Here is a 19,598-nt window from a genome sequence, read left to right on the forward strand (position 1 = left end):
CATTCGGGAGCACGTCCGTGGCAGCCCTCGCACGCTGGTGTGTCCGGCACCGCCTCGTCGTCGTCCTGCTCTGGCTGGTCGCCCTCGGCGGGGCCACCGCGGCCGCCGCCGTCGCCGGATCGGCGTACTCCGACGACTACGAGGTCCCCGGCACCGAGTCCGGCCGCGCGACCCGGCTGCTGCAGGAGGGGTTCCCCGGACTCGGCGGGGACACCGACACGGTCGTCTGGCGCACCGCGCCCGGCACCGTCCGCGCCGCGGACGTCGAGCAGACGATGTCCCGCACCCTCGACCGGATCGCCGCCCTGCCCGGGGTGGCCGCGGTCGGCAGCCCGTACCAGGGCCGCGGCGCGGACCGGATCAGCCGCGACGGGCACATCGCCTACGCGACCGTCACCTTCGAGCGCCCGGCCGAGGAGATCACCCGGCCCGCGGCGCAGGCCGTGGTCACCACCGCCGAGGCCGCCCGGACCGAGGGTCTCCAGGTGGAGCTGGGCGGCAGTGCGATCGGCCTGACGAAGTCGTCCGGCGGCCACCTCGCCGAGTCCGTCGGCGTCGCCGTGGCCGCCGTGGTCCTGCTCCTCGCCTTCGGCTCGCCCGTGGCCGCGCTGCTGCCCATCGCCACCGCCCTGGTGAGCGTCGGCACCGCCTACGCCGCCGTCGAACTGCTCGGCCACGCCATGGCGGTGGCCGACTTCGCGCCCATGCTCGGCCTGCTGGTCGGGCTCGGCGTCGGCATCGACTACGCCCTGTTCGTCGTCACCCGGCACCGGCGCGGCCTCAAACGCGGGCTCGACACCACCGAGTCCGTCACCGGGGCCGTGGCCACCACCGGGCGGGCCGTCGTCTTCGCCGGCGCCACCGTCTGCCTCGCCCTGCTCGGCATGCTGATCCTGCGGCTCGGCTTCCTCGACGGGGTCGCCGTCGCCGCCTCGCTGACCGTGCTGCTCACCGTCGCGGCCGCCGTCACCCTGCTGCCCGCACTCCTCTCCTACGCCGGGCCGCGCGTCCTCAGCCGGCGCGAGCGGCGCCGGCTCGCCGAACACGGGCCCGAACCGGAACTGCCCACCGGACTCGCCGCCCGCTGGTCGGCCTTCGTGGAGCGCCGCCCGAAGCTGCTCGGCGCCCTGGCCCTGGCCGTCGTCACCCTGCTCGCGGTGCCCACCCTCTCCCTCCGCCTCGGCACCTCCGACCAGGGCAACGACCCCGCCTCGTCGACCACCCGGCGCGCCTACGACCTGCTCGCCGAGGGCTTCGGGCCCGGCGTGAACGGCCCGCTGACCCTGGTGACCCGGGTCGACGGCGCGGAGGACCGGCTCGCCCTCGACAACCTCGACACCGTGCTGCGCGGCACCGAGGGCGTCGCCGCGGTGACCCCGGTGACCTACACGACCGGCGGCGGCACGGCCTGCCTGACCGTGATCCCCGACTCCGCTCCCCAGTCGCAGCGCACCAGTGACCTCGTCGGCCGGCTGCGCACCGAGGTGCTGCCGCGGGCCGAGTCCGGCACCTCGCTCGACGTGCACGTCGGCGGCGTCACCGCGGGTTACGACGACTTCGCCGGCGTCATCGTGGGCCGGCTGCCGCTGTTCGTCGGCGTCGTCGTCGGCCTCGGCGGCGTCCTGCTGCTGCTCGCCTTCCGCTCGCTCGGCATCCCGCTCAAGGCCGCCGCGATGAACGTCGCCGCGGTCGCCGCCGCCTTCGGGGTGGTCGTCGTGATCTTCCAGTGGGGCTGGGGCAGCGAGCAGCTCGGGCTGGGCCGCGCGGGCCCCATCGAGCCCTTCCTGCCGGTGATCATGGTGTCGGTGCTCTTCGGGCTGTCCATGGACTACCAGGTCTTCCTGGTGAGCCGTATGTACGAGGAGTGGCTGGAGACCGGCGACAACCGGCGGGCCGTCCGCGTCGGCCTCGCCGAGACCAGCCGGGTGATCAACTCCGCCGCGGTCATCATGATCTCCGTCTTCCTCGCCTTCGTGCTCAGCGGCGACCGCGTGATCGCCATGTTCGGCATCGCGCTCGCCGCAGCCGTCGCCCTGGACGCCTTCGTCCTGCGCACCCTGCTGGTCCCCGCGCTGATGCACCTGCTCGGCGGCGCCAACTGGTGGCTGCCCCGCCGCCTCGACCGGATCCTGCCCCGGATCAGTATCGAGCCGCCCGAGTGCCGCGCCGCGCACGAGCGGCTCGCCGAGGCGGTGGACGTCACGGCGGAGGAGCAGTGGCGGGACGTGCGCGACATCCCCGGGTGAGGACGGGCCCGGACGGCGGCACCTGGCGTCGGCCGCCTCGGGAAAGACCTGCTCACAAGGGGTGCGCGCGCCCTCGTCCGCTGGGCGTTTGACGAGCGTGGCATGCACCGTGTGGAGTGGTAGGTGTCGTCGGCCGACGAACCGGGCACCGCAGTGGCCCGGCGGCGACACCGGGACACGGGCCGTGCGGCCCCCCGGGTGGCGTGCGGCGCGCACGCAGTTCCGACAGATGCGCTGACCTGCTGCGACGCATGCGCCACTTTCGTCGGGAAAGCTCTCAGAGACCCTTCGTACGGTGCGAGGTATGGGAACCAGGACTGCAGACGAGGCCGGAGCCGCTACCGGGGCCGAGGCGACGAACGACCGGGAGACGGTGGACGTGACCAACTCCGACGAGGTGGAAGCCAACAAGGCCGGACAGGCCGGACAGGCCGGACCGGGCAAGGACGCCGGGACCGGCGCGACCGGCGCCGGCGCGGCGGACGCCGCGGCTGCGGACGCCCACGCGGCGGACGGTGCCGAGCGTCCCGTCGCCGCCGAGACCGAGCAGACCGAACCCTCCGGGATCGCACAGGGCGCGGGGGCCGTCGTCTCCGCCGCGCTGGGCCTGGTGTCGCTGACCGGCAGCTGGCTCGGCACCGTGGCCGGGGCGCGCGAGCAGCTCATCGGCCAGCTGCGCACGTCGTCCGGCGCCGGGGTGGCCGAGCAGATCAAGGCGGTGTACGGCAACGCCTGGCACGCCACCGCGCTGTGGGGCGGCCTGTTCGCCCTCCTCGCGCTCGTCGTCGGTGCCGTGGTCCTCGCCCGCCCCGCCTTCGGGACCCCGGGCCGGCCGCAGGCGCCGTGGACCAAGTCGGTGGCCTGGGCGGGTGTCGCGCTCGGCGTCGTCGGCCTGCTGCTGGCGCTGCTGAAGTACACGGACGTGCTGCTCGGCCTGCCCACCGCCTGACGGCGGACCCGGCAGGACCCGCAGGTCCCCGCGGGGGCTCCGGCGGTCGCCGTAAGGACCTTACGGCGACCGCCGGAGCCCCCGTTCGCTTTCTAAGGCCCCGGGGCCCGTGCAGGATGCGGAACTCTCCCGATGCGGCCCGGCCTCCTGGGAGACGAAGGTGGAGACGCCGCGCAGGAGCGGCACCCGACACCGGCTCGTCCCAGGGAGACCCACCGTGTTCACGTACCGCATGCACCAGCTGCGCGCCGCCGAGCTGCACCGCACGGCCGAGCACGAGCGCCGCGTCGGCGAGGCCCGCGCCGCCCGCCGCGCCGCCGGCCGCATCGGGGGGTCCGGTTCCGGCCACCCGAACCCGCAGCGGTACACCCGGGCCGCATGACCGTCCCCCCGCGCGTCCCCGCCGCGCCCGCGAAAACCGGTGCCGCGCCCGCCGTCCGCCGTGCGATGCTCGGGGCTGTGGAGACCAGGTCCGTCAGTCCCGTGTTCGTCGGCCGCACCGGCGAGTTGGAGACGCTGCAGGACGCACTCGCCCGCGCCGGCGCGGGCGAGCCGCAGGCGTTGCTCATCGCCGGGGAGGCGGGCGTCGGCAAGACCCGCCTGGTCGAGGAGTTCGCCGCCGCGGCCGCCCGCCGGGGTGCCGTGGTCGCGCTCGGCGGCTGTGTGGAGATCGGCGCCGACGGGCTGCCGTTCGCCCCGTTCTCCGCCGCGCTGCGCGCCCTGCGCCGCGACCTGCCCGACGTGCTCACCGCCGCGGCGGACGGCCAGGAGGAGGAACTGGCCCGCCTGCTGCCGGAACTCGGCGAGACCAGCGGCGCCCGCGGCGCGGGCCGCTACGACGAGGAGGGCATGGGCCGCCTCTTCGAACTCACCGCGCGCCTGCTGGAGCGCGCCGCGGCCGACCGTACCGTCGTCGTGGTCCTGGAGGACCTGCACTGGGCCGACGCCTCCACCCGGCACCTGCTGGCCTACCTCCTGCGCACCCTGCGCTCCGGCCGTCTCGTCGTCCTGGCCACCTACCGCTCCGACGACATCCACCGCCGCCACCCGCTCCGGCCCCTGCTCGCCGAGCTGGACCGGCTGCGCACCGTGCGCCGCGTCGAACTCGCCCGGTTCACCCGCGAGGAGGTGGCGCGGCAGATCGCCGGCATCATCGCCGGGGAACCCGACCCCCGCCAGGTCGCCGAGATCTTCCGCCGCTCCGACGGCAACGCCTTCTTCGTCGAGGAGCTCGCGGTCGCCGCGCACGAGGGCAGCGACTGCATGAGCGACTCCCTGCGCGACCTGCTGCTGGTCCGCGTCGAGGCCCTGCCCGAGCCCGCCCAGCAGGTCGTCCGCATCGCCGCCGAGGGCGGCTCCACCGTCGAGTACCGGCTGCTCGCCGCCGTCGCCCGGCTCGCCGAGGACGACCTCATCGAGGCGCTGCGCGCCGCCGTCAACACCAACATCCTCCTGGCCGCGCCCTCCGGCGACGGCTACCGCTTCCGCCACTCCCTGGTCCGCGAGGCCGTCAGCGACGACCTGCTGCCCGGCGAGCGCTCCCGGCTCAACCGCCGCTACGCCGAAGCCCTGGAGGCCGACCCGGCCCTCGTGCCGGCCGGGGAGCGCGTCATGCGGCTCGCCGGATACTGGTACGACGCCCACGACCCGGCCAAGGCGCTGCCCGCCGTGCTCGACGCCTCCGTCGCCGCCCGCGCCCGGCACGCGCACAGCGAGCAACTGCGCTTCCTGGAGCGGGCGATGGAGCTGTGGGACGCGGCACCCGAGGACGTGCGGGCGCGGCTGCGGACGGCCGACTACACCGAGGTCTACCCTCCTCCGCTGCGGGAGCGGCAGGCGTGCACCCCCGACGGCGGCGCCCCGCAGTCCGGCGCGCTGCGCTATCTCGACCTGATGGCCGAGGCCGCCGTCGCCGGCCGCTTCAGCGGGGACCGGGAACGCGCCCTGAAGATCACCAAGCGGGCGCTGCGCCTCCTGGAGGACGAGCACGACCCGCTGCGCGCCGCCTGGTTCTGGATCCAGCGCGCCCGGCTCGTGCAGTCCCGGGCCCTCGGCGACGGATGGCACGAACTGGCCACCGCCCAGGAGCTGGTGCGCGGGCTGCCGCCGTCCGAGGTGCACGCGGAGGTGCTGGCCGGTGTCGCCAACTGGTCCATGGTGCACCGGCCGGGCCCGGAGGCCCTCACGGCCGCCAAGCGGGCCGTGGAGTACGCCCGCATGGTCGGTGTCCGCGAGATCGAGATGAACGCCCGGCTCACCCTCGGCGGCCTCAGGGTCGACGCCGGGGACGTCGACGCCGGGCTCGCCGAGATGTACGAGGTCAACGCGCGCACGGTCGAGGAGGGCATCTCCGCCGTGGCGGGCCGCTCGTACGTGAACCTGCCGTCCGAGCTGGAGTCCGTCGGCCGCTCCCGCGAGGCCGTGCCCCTCATGGAGCAGGGGCTCGCCTACACCCGCAGCCGCGGACTGCGGGACCACGAGGCATGGGTGTGGGGAAACCTCGCCGAGTCCCTGTACACCCTGGGCCGTTGGGACGAGGCCGTCGAGGCGGCGACCCGGTCGGAGCGCATCGACCCGGGTGCCAAGCCGCGCGGCTTCCACGCCCGGATCCGCGCCGAACTCGCCCTCGCCCGCGGTGAGCTGCCCGAGGCCTCCCGCCACCTCGCGGCAGCCCGGGCACACTTCGGCACCCATGACTTCGTCCCGCAGCACGCGCTGCCGCTGACCCGCATCGCGGTCGGCGTCGCCGCGGGGGAGGGGCGGCTGCCCGACGCCCGCCGTGAACTCCTGGACGCCCTGGACAGCGGCTTCCCGCCCGGCACCCAGCGCTACGGCTGGCCCCTGCTGCTCACCGCCGCGGCCGTGGAGGCACGCGCCGCCGGACGCCCCGCGGAGCAGGCCGGCGGCCCCGCGGTCCTCGACCGCATCCGCCGGGCGGCCCGGACCCTGGCCGCCAACGTGCCCGTCTGGCAGGCGTACGAGCGCTGGGTGCGGGCCGAGCTGCTGCGCGCGGAGGGCCGGGCCGGCCCCGGCCACTGGGCCGAGGTCGTCACTGCCTTCGAAGCCCTGGAACGCCCCTACGACCTCGCCCGGGTCCGCCTGCGGCTGGCCGCGGCGCTCCTCGCGGCCGACGAGGACCGGGACCGGGCGGCCGACCTGCTGCGGCTGGCCCACGCCGTCGCCGGCCACCTCGGGGCGCGGCCCCTCGCCGACGCCGCCACCGGCCTGGCCCGGCGCGCCCGCCTCGCCCCGGCCGGCGTCCCCCGGGAGGTCACGGCAGGTGCCGAGTCCCTGGGGCTCACCAGCCGGGAGCGCGACGTCCTGCGCCTGGTCTCGGCCGGGCGCACCAACCGCCAGATCGCCGAGGAGCTGTTCATCTCGCCGAAGACGGCCAGCGTCCACGTCTCGAACATCCTCGCCAAGCTCGGCGTGCAGGGCCGCGGCGAGGCGGCGGCCCTGGCCCACCGCCTGGACCTCTTCCCCACCGTCCCGCTCCCCGCCCCGGCGGCGGGCTGACGTCCCCCGGCGTCCCCTCGGCATCGCGACCGGCCGGCCCGGCACCGCAACCAGCAGCGGAGGAAGCCGTGTTCGACGCCCTCGACGAGCTGTTCGCCCCCGGCCGGGCACACACCCGCGACGAGCGGAACCGGCTGGAGCCGGCCCGGGAGGACGCCGGAGACACCGAACCCGTGCGGGGCCCGATCGACCTCGCCTCCGGCACCGTCGTCGTACGGCGGGCCGCCCCGCCGTCCGCCGGGGAGTGGGCCCGGCCCCCCGGTTCAGCTCACCCGCAGCTCCAGGATGCGGTCGTCGCCCCGCTGCGGGGTGCCGCGGCCGTCGGTGTTGCCGGTGACCAGCCACAGGGTGTCGTCGCCCGCCGCGACCACCGTGCGCAGCCGGCCGTACCGGCCGGTCAGGAACGCCTGGGGCGGCGCCGAGGCGGCGGTGCCCCGCAGCGGCACCCGCCACAGCCGCCGGCCCTTCAGCCCCGCCACCCAGACCGACCCCGCCGCCCAGGCGATGCCGCTCGGGGAGGCCGCGTCCGTGGGCCACTGGGCCAGCGGATCGACGAACCCCGCCCGGCCCGACCTGCCTTCGGCGACGGGCCAGCCGTAGTCGCCGCCGGGCCGGATCGCGTTGAGCTCGTCCCAGGTGTCCTGGCCGAACTCCGAGGCGAACAGCCGCTGCCGGGTGTCCCAGGCGAGCCCCTGCACATTGCGATGGCCGTAGGAGTACACGGGGGAGCCGGGGAAGGGGTTGCCCGGGGCCGGTTCGCCGTCGGGGGTCATGCGCAGGATCTTGCCGCCCAGGGACCGGGTGTCCTGGGACAGGCCCCGGTCGCCGCTCTCGCCCGTGCCCGCGTAGAGCATGCCGTCGGGCCCGAAGGCGATCCGGCCGCCGTTGTGGACGAGGCCCTTCGGGATGCCCCTGAAGACCGTGTCCGGCGCGCCGAGCTGGTCCCCGGCCGGCCGCTTGTCGTCGTACAGCAGACGGACGATGCGGTTGTCGGAGACCGAGGTGAAGTAGGCGTAGACCAGGTGGTCGGAGGCGAAGCCGGGGGAGAGGGCGATGCCGAGCAGGCCGCCCTCTCCGGCCGGTGAGACCCCGGAGACCGTGCCGAGCTCCGTCGGGCGCCCCGTGCGCTCGTCGATCCGCGTGATCGTCGCCCGGTCGCGGGAGGAGACGAGCAGACCCCCGCCGGGCAGCGGCGCGAGCCCCCACGGCGAGTCCAGGCCCTGCGCGACCGTGCGCAGCACCCGCACGGAGCCCCGGGCGGGCGGTGCCGTCTCCCCGGCGCCCCCGCCCGGCGGCGAGGCCGCCCCGGCCGTCCGCCCCGGCGGCGCAGTGCCGCCACCGGCCGCGGGGCCGCCGGCCTCGCCACCGGTGGAGCAGCCCGCCGCCCCCAGCAGCACGGCGGCCGCCAGCACGGCCGTCACAGCTCGACGTCGCACGATCGTGTCCCTTCGCCGCGGCGGGTCCCCTCTGTCATACGCCGTCCCCGCCCCCGCGGGTTCCCAGGCGGGCGTGCTCCGAAGCGGGAACCGGGAGCACGCGCCGCGCCCCGTGCGCCCCACGCGCCCCTGCCGCGCCCGCGAGTACGGCCGCTCCCGTCCCGGCCCGCGGTGCCGGAACAGGTGCGCGGGACCGTCAGTCCCAGGAGCCCCGGGCGGCCGGGAGCCGCCCCACCTCCGCGAGGTCCCGCGCGGTCAGCCGCAGCTCCGCGGCGGCCGCGTTCTCGCCGGCCCAGCGCTCCCGCTTGGCACCCGGCACCGGCACCACGTGCCGCCCCCGGGACAGCACCCAGGCCAGCGCCACCTGCGCCGGCGTGACGTCCTCCCCGTGCCGGGCGGCGATCCGGCGCAGCCCGGCGACGATCGGCTGGTTGCCGGCCATCATCTCGGCCGTGAAACGGGGGTGCCGGGCGCGCACGTCGTCCGGCTCGAAACCCTGGCCGGGCGTGAGGGTGCCGGTGAGGAACCCGCTGCCCAGCGGCATCGCCGCGAGGAAGCCGATCCCGCGCGCCTCGCACCAGGGCAGCAGCGTGCCGAGCGCCTGCGGCGACCACACCGACAGCTCCGCCTGCACCGCGCTCACCGGGAAGACCTGCTGCACCCGCTCCAGCTGCCCCATCGTCGCCTCGTACGGCCGCCCGCGGGACCGGCGCCCGCCGTCCGTCTGCATCGCGCACAGGCCGAGCGCCCGCACCTTCCCGGCCCGCACCAGCTCCGCCATCGCGCCCCAGGTCTCCTCGACGGGCACCTCGGGATCGGCGCGGTGCAGCTGGTAGAGGTCGATGACGTCCGTCTGCAGCCGCCGCAGCGACGCGTCGCAGGCCCTGCGCACATAGCCGGGGCGGCCGTTCGCCACGATGTGCTGCTCGCCCACCAGCAGACCGGCCTTCGTCGACACGAACGCGTCCGCCCGCCGCTCCTTCAACACCCGGCCCAGCAGCAGCTCGTTGGTGAACGGGCCGTACATGTCCGCGGTGTCCAGCAGGGTCGAGCCGAGGTCCAGGGCCCGGTGCACCGTCCTGAGCGACTCCCCGCCGCGGCGCCGTGACGCGCTGTACGCCCAGTTCATCGGCATGCACCCGAGTCCCACGGCCCCCACCGCGAGTGCCGCCGCGCCGATCGTCCTGCGCTCCACCTGGCCGTACCCTCCCTCTGCCGGGACAACAACCTAACCTCTGCTCCGCGCGCGCCTGACATAGCCTCCTGACCATGACTGCTGACGTGTGGCTGCCCATCCCGCCGGACGACATCGAGGGCCTTCCCGAGGGCCCCGCCTACCACTTCTGGGACGGCGCCGAGGAATTCCCCGCGGACCCCGCCGCATGCGCCTTCTACGTCGTGCCGTACATGAAGCCCGCCCGGATCGGGCTGCGCCCGCTGCCCCGGATGAGCGCGGTGCGGGTGGTGCAGACGCTGTCCGCCGGCATCGACCACGTCGAGCCCGGACTGGACCGGATGCCGCCCGGCACGGTGCTCTGCAACGCGCGGGGGGTCCACGAGGCGAGCACGGCGGAGCTGGCCCTGACCCTCGTCCTCGCCTCGCTGCGCGGCGTTCCCGGCTTCGTCCGGGCCCAGGACCGGGGGGAGTGGCGCGGGGGCTTCCACCCGGCCCTCGCCGACCGGACCGTGCTGATCGTCGGATACGGCTCGATCGGCGCCGCGATCGAGGACCGGCTCGCGCCGTTCGAGGTCGCGCGGGTGGCGCGGGTGGCGCGCTCCTCGCGCACCACGGCGCGCGGTCCGGTGCACCCGCTCACCGAACTGCCCGCACTGCTTCCCGAGGCGGACGTCGTGGTGCTGTCCACCCCGCTCACGGACAGCACCCGGCACCTGGCGGACGCGGAGTTCCTCGCCCGCATGAAGGACGGCGCCCTGCTCGTGAACGTCGCGCGCGGGCCCGTCGTCGACACGAAGGCCCTGCTGGCCGAGCTGGAGACGGGCCGGATCACCGCCGCCCTCGACGTGACCGACCCCGAACCCCTGCCCGCGGGACACCCGTTGTGGCACGCGCCGGGCGTGCTGATCAGCCCGCACGTCGGCGGCCCCACGTCCGCGTTCCTGCCGCGCGCCAAGCGGCTGCTGGTGGACCAGTTGCACCGGTTCGTGAACCGGGAGCCGCTCCGCAACGTGGTCCTCACGACGGGGGCGGCAGGCGTGTAGTCCGTTTCCGGCACTGTCCGCAACCCCTTGGACGCGGTGCGTACCTGCATCCCCGCTGGTCGTCACGGAGCGTAGAGGAACTATGTCCCTGAGTGACGATCCTGGTGTATCGTCCCGACAGGGGCTGCGCCGCGCACCGTTCGGCGCCGGGGACGGACATGTGAGACTGCGAGGGGGGCGACGGGCGATGCACGGCCTATGGACGAAGGATCCGACGCGGCGGGGCCGCCGCCGACGCCGATGCACGGTCGCGGGCGTCCGCTGCCGGCACACCGGACCGCACCTGCGCAGGTACGGCCGCCGGCGACAGGCCCAGCCGGCCTGCCGGGACCCGCGGGACCCGGCCGCCCGGACCGGGAGTCCCCGGTGATCCCGCCGCCCGCCACGACCGCGCTTCCGGCGGCGCTGCGGGCGCAGCGCCCATCGAGGGTCCTGCTGCCCCGTCCGCCGGTCGCCGGCGGCGGGTCCGGGCTGGCCCCCCAGCTGTTCCTCGCGGTGGTGTGCGCGGCCTACGCCGTCGGTGCCGCCCTCGACTGGGGATCGCCCGAACTGGCCCTGGTCATGGGTGACTTCGGACTGAGCGCCGCGGCCGGCATCGCCGCGGTGTCCTGTGCGCTCCACGCCCGCAACCCCCGCGTCCGCTTCCGCCCCGCGTGGCTGCTGTTCGCCCTGTCCTCGGCGATGGCCGCCCTGGGCAACCTGGTCTGGGGCTGGTACGAGGTCGTCCTCGGCGAGCCGGTGCCCAGCCCGAGCTACGCCGACCTGTTCTTCCTGTGCTTCGCGCCCCCCGCCATCGTGGGCCTGCTGGTCCTGGCCAAGCGGCCCGCCACGCGGGCGGGCTGGGTGTGCCTGGCGCTGGACGCCTGGCTGATCGGCGGCTCGCTGCTCACCCTGTCGTGGAGTCTCGCCCTCGCCCAGGCGGCCAAGTTCGACGGGCCGAGCGTCGCGCACACCGCGCTCTCGCTGGCGTACCCGCTGCTCGACATCGCGCTGGTCAGCATGGTGCTCGCCCTGCACTTCCGGCGCTCCGCGGTCAACCGCACCGCCGTCAACACCGCGATCGGCGCGCTCGCGCTCACCGTGATGTGCGACGCGCTGTTCACCTCGCCGCTGCTGCACCACAGCTACCACTCCGGCCAGTTGCTCGACGCGGGCTGGTTCGCCGGCTCGCTGCTCCTCGCGTACGCCCCGTGGGCGGCGCCGCGCCCGGCGCCGGGCGCCGACCGGCGCGACCCGGACCACCGCGCGGCGTACGCTCCCGCAGCCGGCGGCCACGGCCCGGACGGGCCCGACGCCGGCCGCCGTGACACGGACGGCCATACGCGCGTGGCCGACGGGTCCGCGCACCCCTCCGAGGGCCGCACGTCCCCCGCCGACGGGCATACGCCCCCGGACGAGGGGCGTCCGCACGAGGTGCACGAGCACCCGCCGGGCCGGGGCCGTACCTCCCCCGGTCCGTACGTCCATGCGCCCGCCCGGGGGGGCGACCGCGAGCGGTACCCGGTCAGCCGGCCCCTCACCGGCTCGCTCGCGGCGCTCACGCCGTACCTGGCCGCCGCCGTCTGCACCCTCGGCATCCTCTACAACGTGCTCAACGGCCAGAGCGTCGACCGCGTCGTGCTGATCACCGCGGGCGCCGTGGTGCTCGCGCTGGTCGTGCGCCAGGGCATCATGCTCCTCGACAACATCACCCTCACCCAGGAACTGGCCCAGAAGGAGAACCACTTCCGCTCCCTGGTGCAGGGCTCCAGCGACGTCATCATGATCGCCGCGCCCAACGGCATCCTCCGGTACGTCTCCCCGGCGGCCGCCGGGGTCTACGGCCGGCCGGCCGAGGACCTGGTGGGCCGGGAGCTGGCCACGCTCATCCATCCGGAGGACCTGGGATGCGTGGTGCACGAGGTGCGCCGCTTCCTCGCCGCCAGCCCGCTGGACGAGCCGACCACCCGCATCGAGTGCCGCTTCCGGTCCGGCGGGGGCGGCTGGCTCAACGTGGAGTCGACCATCAACCGCCACCACGGCGGACTGATCTTCAACAGCCGGGACGTGACCGAGCGCGTCCGCCTCCAGGCCCAGCTCCAGCACAACGCGGAGCACGACCCGCTGACCGACCTGCCCAACCGCGCCCTGTTCACCCGCCGGGTGCAGCAGGCGCTGTCCGGCCGCCGCAGCACCGACCGCGGCACCGCCGTGCTCTTCATCGACCTCGACGGCTTCAAGGCCGTCAACGACACCATCGGGCACCAGGCCGGGGACGAACTGCTCGTCCAGGCCGCCCGCAGGCTCCACGAGGCGGTCCGTCAGGGCGACACCGCCGCCCGGCTCGGCGGTGACGAGTTCGCGGCGCTGATCGTCGGCGACGGCACCCGCGACCGCAGCGCCCGGGAAGGGCACATCCGGGAACTGGCCGACCGCCTCAGGGTCAGGCTGTCCCAGCCCTACCTGATCGGCGGCAACGACGTCCGCGTCGCCGCGTCCATCGGCGTCTCCTTCGCGGAACCCGGTCTGGGCGCGGGGGAGCTGCTGCGCAACGCCGACCTGGCCATGTACCGGGCGAAGGCGGCCGGAAAGGGCCGGGTGGAGCTGTACCGGCCGCAGATGCAGCAGGACGTCGTCCGGAAGGCGGAGCTGGCCACCCGGCTGCGGGTGGCCCTGCACGACGGCGAGTTCGCCCTGCTGCACCAGCCGGTGGTGTGCCTGGAGAACGGCCGGATCACGTCGGTGGCCGCGCAGCCGCGCTGGCGGTCCTCGCAGGGGGTCCTCTTCACGCCCGCGGAGTTCCTGCGTGTGGCCGAGAACGGCGACCGGACCGCGGAGCTGGGCCGCTGGCTGCTGGCCGAGGCGGTCGAGCAGGCCGCCGAGCGGGCCGCAGCGGGCCTGTCCGTGCCCGTGGTGGTCCGGCTCGGCGCCCGCCGGCTGCTGGACCGCTCCCTGCCGCTCGGCTCGGTCGAGGCCCTGCTGACCCGGCACGGGCTGCCCTCCGGGTCGCTGGTGATCGAGCTGTCCGACATCGATCCGCGGGGCTCGCTGGACGAGCTGGAGCGTCGGCTGACCGCCCTCAGGCGCCTCGGCGTACGGATCGCGCTAGACGGCTTCGGCAGTGGCTACGCGGCCCTCACGGCCCTGCGGCGGCTCCCCGTGGACGTGCTCAAGCTCGACCGCGGCCTGGTCGAGGGAGTGGTGGAGTCCGCCCGGCTGCACAAGATCACCAGCGGGCTGCTCCGGATCGCCACCGACCTCGGGCTGCAGTCCGTGGCCGACGGCGTGGACCTTCCCGAGCAGGTCGTCGCCCTGCGGGCGATGGGCTGCACCCACGGGCAGGGCATGGCCTTCGCCGGGGCGCTGGACGAGTACCGGCTGCGCCGGACGCTCACCTCCGGCCACTGCCCGGTGCCGCATGGTCCGGCCGAACCGGTGCTCGCCGTCGGGGCGGGCCCCTACTCCGGTCCGGTCGCCGCCGTCTTCGGAGGCGGGACGGCCCTGCGCTCACATAATGAGACGCCCGTCCCACCTACTTGACAGTGGGTGCGCGTCGGGGGGAGGGTCAGTGCCATGCGCACCCGAATTCTCGTACTTGGACAGCGCGTCGGCTGAACTGGGACCCACCGGACGACGATCCGGAAATCCCCAGTGACCCTACCGACGCGCTCCCCTCGCTTGCCTTGCGGCACGAGGGGTTTTTTGTTGCACGGCCACCCCTCGTGCAGCAGCTGAACTCCGCTCAAACTTCGCAAAAACCCTCAGCATCGAGAAGAGAAGACGATGACCGAGCAGGCCACCGGGGCTCACCCGCAGCCGCGGCCCCGATCCGGAGGACATCAGTCCGCTCCCGAGCACGTCACGGGTGCGCAGTCCCTGATCCGTTCGCTCGAGGAGGTCGGCGCCGACACGGTATTCGGCATTCCGGGCGGTGCGATCCTGCCCGCGTACGACCCGCTGATGGACTCCACCAAGGTGCGCCACGTCCTGGTGCGGCACGAACAGGGCGCCGGCCACGCGGCCACCGGCTACGCGCAGGCCACCGGTAAGGTCGGCGTCTGCATGGCGACCTCGGGACCCGGCGCCACCAACCTGGTCACCCCGATCGCCGACGCCCACATGGACTCCGTGCCGCTGGTGGCGATCACCGGCCAGGTCGCCTCCAAGGCGATCGGCACGGACGCCTTCCAGGAGGCGGACATCGTCGGCATCACCATGCCGATCACCAAGCACAACTTCCTGGTGACCAAGGCCGAGGACATCCCGCGGGTCATCGCGCAGGCGTTCCACATCGCCTCCACCGGCCGCCCCGGACCGGTCCTGGTCGACATCGCCAAGGACGCCCTCCAGGCGCGGACCACCTTCTCCTGGCCGCCGGTGATGGACCTGCCCGGGTACCGCCCGGTCACCAAGCCGCACGCCAAGCAGATCCGCGAGGCCGCCAAGCTCGTCACCTCCGCCCGGCGGCCCGTCCTCTACGTCGGCGGCGGTGTCCTCAAGGCCGGTGCCACCGCCGAGCTGAAGGTCCTCGCGGAACTCACCGGAGCGCCCGTCACCACCACCCTGATGGCGCTCGGCGCCTTCCCCGACAGCCACCCGCTGCACGTGGGAATGCCGGGCATGCACGGTTCGGTCACCGCCGTCACCGCGCTGCAGAAGAGCGACCTGATCGTCGCCCTCGGAGCCCGCTTCGACGACCGCGTCACCGGCAGGCTGGACAGCTTCGCCCCCTTCGCCAAGATCGTCCACGCCGACATCGACCCGGCCGAGATCGGCAAGAACCGTGCCGCGGACGTGCCGATCGTCGGTGACGCCCGCGAGGTCATCGCCGACCTGATCCAGGCCGTCCAGAAGGAGCACGCCGAGGGCCACCGCGGCGACTACACCGCCTGGTGGAACGACCTCGGCCGCTGGCGCGACACCTACCCCCTCGGCTACGACCAGCCCGCGGACGGCTCGCTGTCCCCGCAGCAGGTCATCGAGCGGATCGGCCGGCTCGCCCCGGAGGGCACGGTCTTCGCCGCGGGCGTCGGCCAGCACCAGATGTGGTCCGCCCACTTCATCCAGTACGAGCAGCCCGCCACCTGGCTCAACTCCGGCGGCGCCGGGACCATGGGCTACGCGGTCCCCGCCGCCATGGGCGCGAAGGCGGGCCGCCCGGAGCGCACCGTCTGGGCGATCGACGGCGACGGCTGCTTCCAGATGACCAACCAGGAACTCACCACCTGCGCCCTGAACAACATCCCGATCAAGGTCGCCGTCATCAACAACGGCGCTCTCGGGATGGTCCGCCAGTGGCAGACCCTGTTCTACAACCAGCGGTACTCCAACACCGTGCTGCACTCCGGCCCCGGCGACGAGCCCAAGGGCCCGAGCGCCGGCACCCGCGTCCCCGACTTCGTGAAGCTGTCGGAGGCCATGGGCTGCCACGCGATCCGCTGCGAGTCCCCCGAGGACCTCGACAAGGTGATCGAGGAGGCCAACTCGATCAACGACCGTCCCGTCGTCGTCGACTTCATCGTCCACGAGGACGCGATGGTGTGGCCGATGGTCGCCGCCGGCACCTCCAACGACGAGATCATGGCCGCCCGGGACGTCCGTCCCGACTTCGGCGACAACGAAGACGACTGAGCCGGAAGAGCGAAGAGGAAGAGCTACCAGACATGTCCAAGCACACGCTCTCCGTCCTGGTGGAGAACACGCCGGGCATCCTCGCCCGGATCGCCGCGCTGTTCTCCCGCCGCGGCTTCAACATCGACTCGCTCGCGGTCGGCGTCACCGAGCACCCCGACATCTCCCGCATCACCATCGTCGTCGGCGTGGAGGACCTGCCGCTGGAGCAGGTCACCAAGCAGCTCAACAAGCTCGTCAACGTGCTGAAGATCGTCGAGCTGGAGCCGGCCCAGGCCGTCCAGCGCGAACTCGTCCTGGTGAAGGTCCGCGCCGACAACGAGACGCGCTCCCAGATCGTCGAGATCGTCCAGCTGTTCCGCGCCAAGACGGTCGACGTCTCCCCGGAGGCCGTGACGATCGAGGCCACCGGGTCCGGCGAGAAGCTGTCGGCGATGCTCAAGATGCTCGAGCCGTTCGGCATCAAGGAGCTGGTGCAGTCCGGCACGATCGCCATCGGCCGCGGCGCCCGCTCCATCACCGACCGGTCCCTGCGCGCCCTCGACCGGTCGGCGTAACGACCCGCCGGGCGGCCGGGCGAACCGGCCGCCCGCAGACCGGATCCCGAATCCTCCCTCGCCCCGCCGTCCTACGGTGGGAGCACCACCTGCACACCAAGGAGAGACCCAAAGTGGCCGAGCTGTTCTACGACGCTGACGCCGACCTGTCCATCATCCAGGGCCGCAAGGTCGCGGTCATCGGCTACGGCAGCCAGGGCCACGCCCACGCCCTGTCGCTGCGCGACTCGGGTGTCGACGTGCGGGTCGGCCTGCACGAGGGCTCGAAGTCCAAGGCCAAGGCCGAGGAGCAGGGCCTGCGCGTGGTGACGCCCGCCGAGGCCGCCGCCGAGGCCGACGTCATCATGATCCTGGTGCCGGACCCGATCCAGGCCCAGGTCTACGAGGAGTCCATCGCCCCGAACCTGAAGGACGGCGACGCGCTGTTCTTCGGCCACGGCTTCAACATCCGCTTCGGCTTCATCAAGCCCCCGGCCGGCGTCGACGTGTGCATGGTCGCCCCCAAGGGCCCGGGCCACCTGGTGCGCCGTCAGTACGAGGAGGGCCGCGGCGTGCCGTGCATCGCGGCCGTCGAGCAGGACGCCACGGGCAACGCCTTCGCGCTCGCCCTGTCCTACGCGAAGGGCATCGGCGGCACCCGCGCCGGCGTCATCAAGACGACCTTCACCGAGGAGACCGAGACCGACCTGTTCGGCGAGCAGGCCGTCCTCTGCGGTGGCGCGGCCGCGCTGGTCAAGGCGGGCTTCGAGACGCTGACCGAGGCGGGCTACCAGCCGGAGATCGCCTACTTCGAGTGCCTGCACGAGCTGAAGCTGATCGTCGACCTCATGTACGAGGGCGGCCTGGAGAAGATGCGCTGGTCGATCTCCGAGACCGCCGAGTGGGGCGACTACGTCACCGGCCCGCGCATCATCACCGACGCCACCAAGGCCGAGATGAAGCAGGTCCTCGCCGAGATCCAGGACGGCACCTTCGCCCGCACCTGGATGGACGAGTACCACGGCGGTCTGAAGAAGTACAACGAGTACAAGCAGCAGGACTCCGAGCACCTGCTGGAGACCACCGGCAAGGAGCTGCGCAAGCTCATGAGCTGGGTGAACGAGGAGGCGTAGGGCCGCCTGCCGAGGGGCTGGAGCGCCGCGCTCCGGCCCCTTCGGCGAACCCGGGGTAACGTCGGTGTCCGAAGGGCATCCGCGGCGTTGTCCACCCCGTCCAGCCACGGACGGGTGATCCTTCCGCAGCGGCGCAATGCGACGCACCAGGCGCCACTAGACTGCTGCACGAACAAACGCGTCAGGCCCACAGCGTCGTGCGTCTTCCACGCGGCTAAGCGACACCGAGGAATCCGAAGGCACGTCCCCGGTGCCACTCCCCTCCACCGCCAGCGGCCGTCGGGACGGCCGTCCGCATTGGACTTGTGAGGACCCACGTGAGCTCGAAACCCGTCGTACTCATCGCTGAAGAGCTGTCGCCCGCGACCGTGGACGCGCTCGGCCCGGACTTCGAGATCCGGCACTGCAACGGAGCCGACCGAGCCGAACTGCTCCCCGCCGTCGCCGACGTCGACGCCATCCTGATCCGCTCCGCCACCAAGGTGGACGCCGAGGCGGTCGCCGCGGCGAAGAAGCTCAAGGTCGTCGCCCGCGCCGGCGTCGGCCTGGACAACGTGGACGTCTCCGCCGCCACCAAGGCCGGCGTGATGGTCGTCAACGCCCCCACCTCCAACATCGTGACCGCCGCCGAGCTGGCCTGCGGTCTCCTCCTCGCCACCGCCCGCAACATCCCGCAGGCCAACGCCGCGCTGAAGAACGGCGAGTGGAAGCGCAGCAAGTACACGGGCGTCGAACTGGCCGAGAAGACCCTCGGCGTCGTCGGCCTCGGCCGCATCGGCGCGCTCGTCGCCCAGCGCATGTCCGCCTTCGGCATGAAGGTCGTCGCCTACGACCCCTACGTGCAGCCCGCGCGGGCCGCGCAGATGGGCGTGAAGGTGCTGACGCTGGACGAGCTGCTCGAGGTCTCCGACTTCATCACCGTCCACCTGCCCAAGACGCCCGAGACCCTCGGTCTCATCGGCGACGAGGCGCTGCGCAAGGTCAAGCCGAGCGTGCGCATCGTCAACGCGGCCCGCGGCGGCATCGTCGACGAGGAGGCGCTGTACTCGGCGCTGAAGGAGGGCCGGGTCGCCGGCGCCGGCCTCGACGTGTACGCCAAGGAACCGTGCACGGACTCGCCGCTGTTCGAGTTCGACCAGGTCGTGGCCACCCCGCACCTCGGTGCCTCCACCGACGAGGCGCAGGAGAAGGCCGGCATCGCCGTGGCCCGCTCGGTCCGTCTCGCGCTCGCCGGCGAGCTGGTCCCGGACGCGGTGAACGTGCAGGGCGGTGTCATCGCCGAGGACGTCAAGCCGGGCCTGCCGCTCGCCGAGCACCTCGGCCGGATCTTCACCGCGCTCGCGGGCGAGGTCGCCGTGCGCCTCGACGTCGAGGTCTACGGCGAGATCACCCAGCACGACGTGAAGGTGCTGGAGCTGTCGGCGCTCAAGGGCGTCTTCGAGGACGTCGTCGACGAGACGGTGTCGTACGTCAACGCGCCGCTGTTCGCCCAGGAGCGGGGCGTCGAGGTGCGCCTGACCACCGGCTCGGAGTCGGCGGACCACCGCAACGTCGTCACCGTGCGCGGCACGCTCGGCAGCGGCGAGGAGGTGTCGGTCTCCGGCACGCTGGCCGGCCCGAAGCACCTCCAGAAGATCGTCGCGGTCGGCGACTACGACGTCGACCTCACGCTCGCCGACCACATGGTCGTCCTGCGCTACGAGGACCGTCCCGGTGTCGTCGGCACCGTCGGCCGGATCATCGGCGAGGCCGGTGTCAACATCGCCGGCATGCAGGTGGCCCGTTCCACGGCGGGCGGCGAGGCGCTCGCCGTGCTGACGGTCGACGACACGGTGTCCGCGGCCGTCCTGGCCGAGGTGGCCGAGGAGATCGGGGCGACCTCCGCCCGCGCGGTGAACCTCGCCTGACGTCCCGCGTCCCGACGTGTACGGCGCCGGGCCGTCCCGGTGTAC

12 protein-coding genes and 1 pseudogene are annotated in these 19,598 nt (G+C 73.9%); 11 read left to right on the forward strand and 2 right to left on the reverse strand.

Annotated features, from left to right (window positions below; translation table 11 throughout):
- The first annotated feature begins 17 nt into the window (after positions 1 to 17).
- The 5 genes and pseudogenes from P3H78_RS28305 to P3H78_RS28325 all read left to right on the forward strand — a co-directional run.
- On the forward strand, positions 18 to 2,246 hold the full coding sequence (locus P3H78_RS28305) for an MMPL family transporter (RefSeq protein WP_276112021.1): 2,229 nt from the start codon (positions 18 to 20) through the stop codon (positions 2,244 to 2,246).
- A 304-nt stretch (positions 2,247 to 2,550) separates the two neighbouring features.
- Entirely contained in the window at positions 2,551 to 3,195 is a 645-nt protein-coding gene (locus P3H78_RS28310; protein ID WP_276112022.1) for a hypothetical protein, read from the forward strand.
- 217 nt (positions 3,196 to 3,412) lie between these two features.
- Positions 3,413 to 3,577 carry a hypothetical protein gene (locus P3H78_RS28315; RefSeq protein ID WP_276112023.1) on the forward strand — a complete coding sequence of 55 codons (165 nt, stop codon included), beginning with the start codon at positions 3,413 to 3,415 and terminating at the stop codon, positions 3,575 to 3,577.
- A 65-nt stretch (positions 3,578 to 3,642) separates the two neighbouring features.
- Positions 3,643 to 6,711 carry a helix-turn-helix transcriptional regulator gene (locus P3H78_RS28320; protein ID WP_276112036.1) on the forward strand — a complete coding sequence of 1,023 codons (3,069 nt, stop codon included), beginning with the start codon at positions 3,643 to 3,645 and terminating at the stop codon, positions 6,709 to 6,711.
- A 68-nt stretch (positions 6,712 to 6,779) separates the two neighbouring features.
- Positions 6,780 to 6,866, forward strand: a pseudogene (locus P3H78_RS28325) (DUF6191 domain-containing protein); the annotation flags it as partial.
- 108 nt (positions 6,867 to 6,974) lie between these two features.
- Here P3H78_RS28325 and P3H78_RS28330 read toward each other — a convergent pair.
- Both P3H78_RS28330 and P3H78_RS28335 read right to left on the reverse strand, forming a co-directional pair.
- Entirely contained in the window at positions 6,975 to 8,147 is a 1,173-nt protein-coding gene (locus P3H78_RS28330; protein ID WP_276112024.1) for a PQQ-dependent sugar dehydrogenase, read from the reverse strand.
- Between the two features lie 196 nt (positions 8,148 to 8,343).
- Entirely contained in the window at positions 8,344 to 9,342 is a 999-nt protein-coding gene (locus P3H78_RS28335; RefSeq protein WP_276112025.1) for an aldo/keto reductase, read from the reverse strand.
- Between the two features lie 74 nt (positions 9,343 to 9,416).
- Here P3H78_RS28335 and P3H78_RS28340 point away from each other — a divergent pair, with 74 nt between their 5' ends.
- The 6 genes from P3H78_RS28340 to serA all read left to right on the forward strand — a co-directional run bounded on the left by P3H78_RS28340 (position 9,417) and on the right by serA (position 19,553).
- Positions 9,417 to 10,367 carry a 2-hydroxyacid dehydrogenase gene (locus tag P3H78_RS28340; RefSeq protein WP_276112026.1) on the forward strand — a complete coding sequence of 317 codons (951 nt, stop codon included), beginning with the start codon at positions 9,417 to 9,419 and terminating at the stop codon, positions 10,365 to 10,367.
- 366 nt (positions 10,368 to 10,733) lie between these two features.
- Complete coding sequence (locus P3H78_RS28345) at positions 10,734 to 13,886, forward strand: EAL domain-containing protein (protein ID WP_276112027.1); 3,153 nt, start codon at positions 10,734 to 10,736, stop codon at positions 13,884 to 13,886.
- Between the two features lie 243 nt (positions 13,887 to 14,129).
- Complete coding sequence (locus tag P3H78_RS28350; RefSeq protein WP_276112028.1) at positions 14,130 to 15,977, forward strand: acetolactate synthase large subunit; 1,848 nt, start codon at positions 14,130 to 14,132, stop codon at positions 15,975 to 15,977.
- A gap of 32 nt (positions 15,978 to 16,009) precedes the next feature.
- A complete protein-coding gene (gene ilvN / locus P3H78_RS28355; RefSeq protein ID WP_276112029.1) occupies positions 16,010 to 16,534 on the forward strand; it encodes an acetolactate synthase small subunit in 525 nt (174 codons plus the stop codon).
- A 113-nt stretch (positions 16,535 to 16,647) separates the two neighbouring features.
- The gene (gene ilvC, locus P3H78_RS28360; protein WP_276112030.1) at positions 16,648 to 17,646 is read left to right on the forward strand and encodes a ketol-acid reductoisomerase; all 999 of its coding nucleotides are present in this window, start codon (positions 16,648 to 16,650) and stop codon (positions 17,644 to 17,646) included.
- Between the two features lie 317 nt (positions 17,647 to 17,963).
- On the forward strand, positions 17,964 to 19,553 hold the full coding sequence (serA, locus tag P3H78_RS28365) for a phosphoglycerate dehydrogenase (protein WP_276112031.1): 1,590 nt from the start codon (positions 17,964 to 17,966) through the stop codon (positions 19,551 to 19,553).
- Positions 19,554 to 19,598: the final 45 nt, after the last annotated feature.

It is taken from the genome of Streptomyces tropicalis (assembly GCF_029269835.1).
GTDB lineage: Bacteria > Actinomycetota > Actinomycetes > Streptomycetales > Streptomycetaceae > Streptomyces > Streptomyces tropicalis.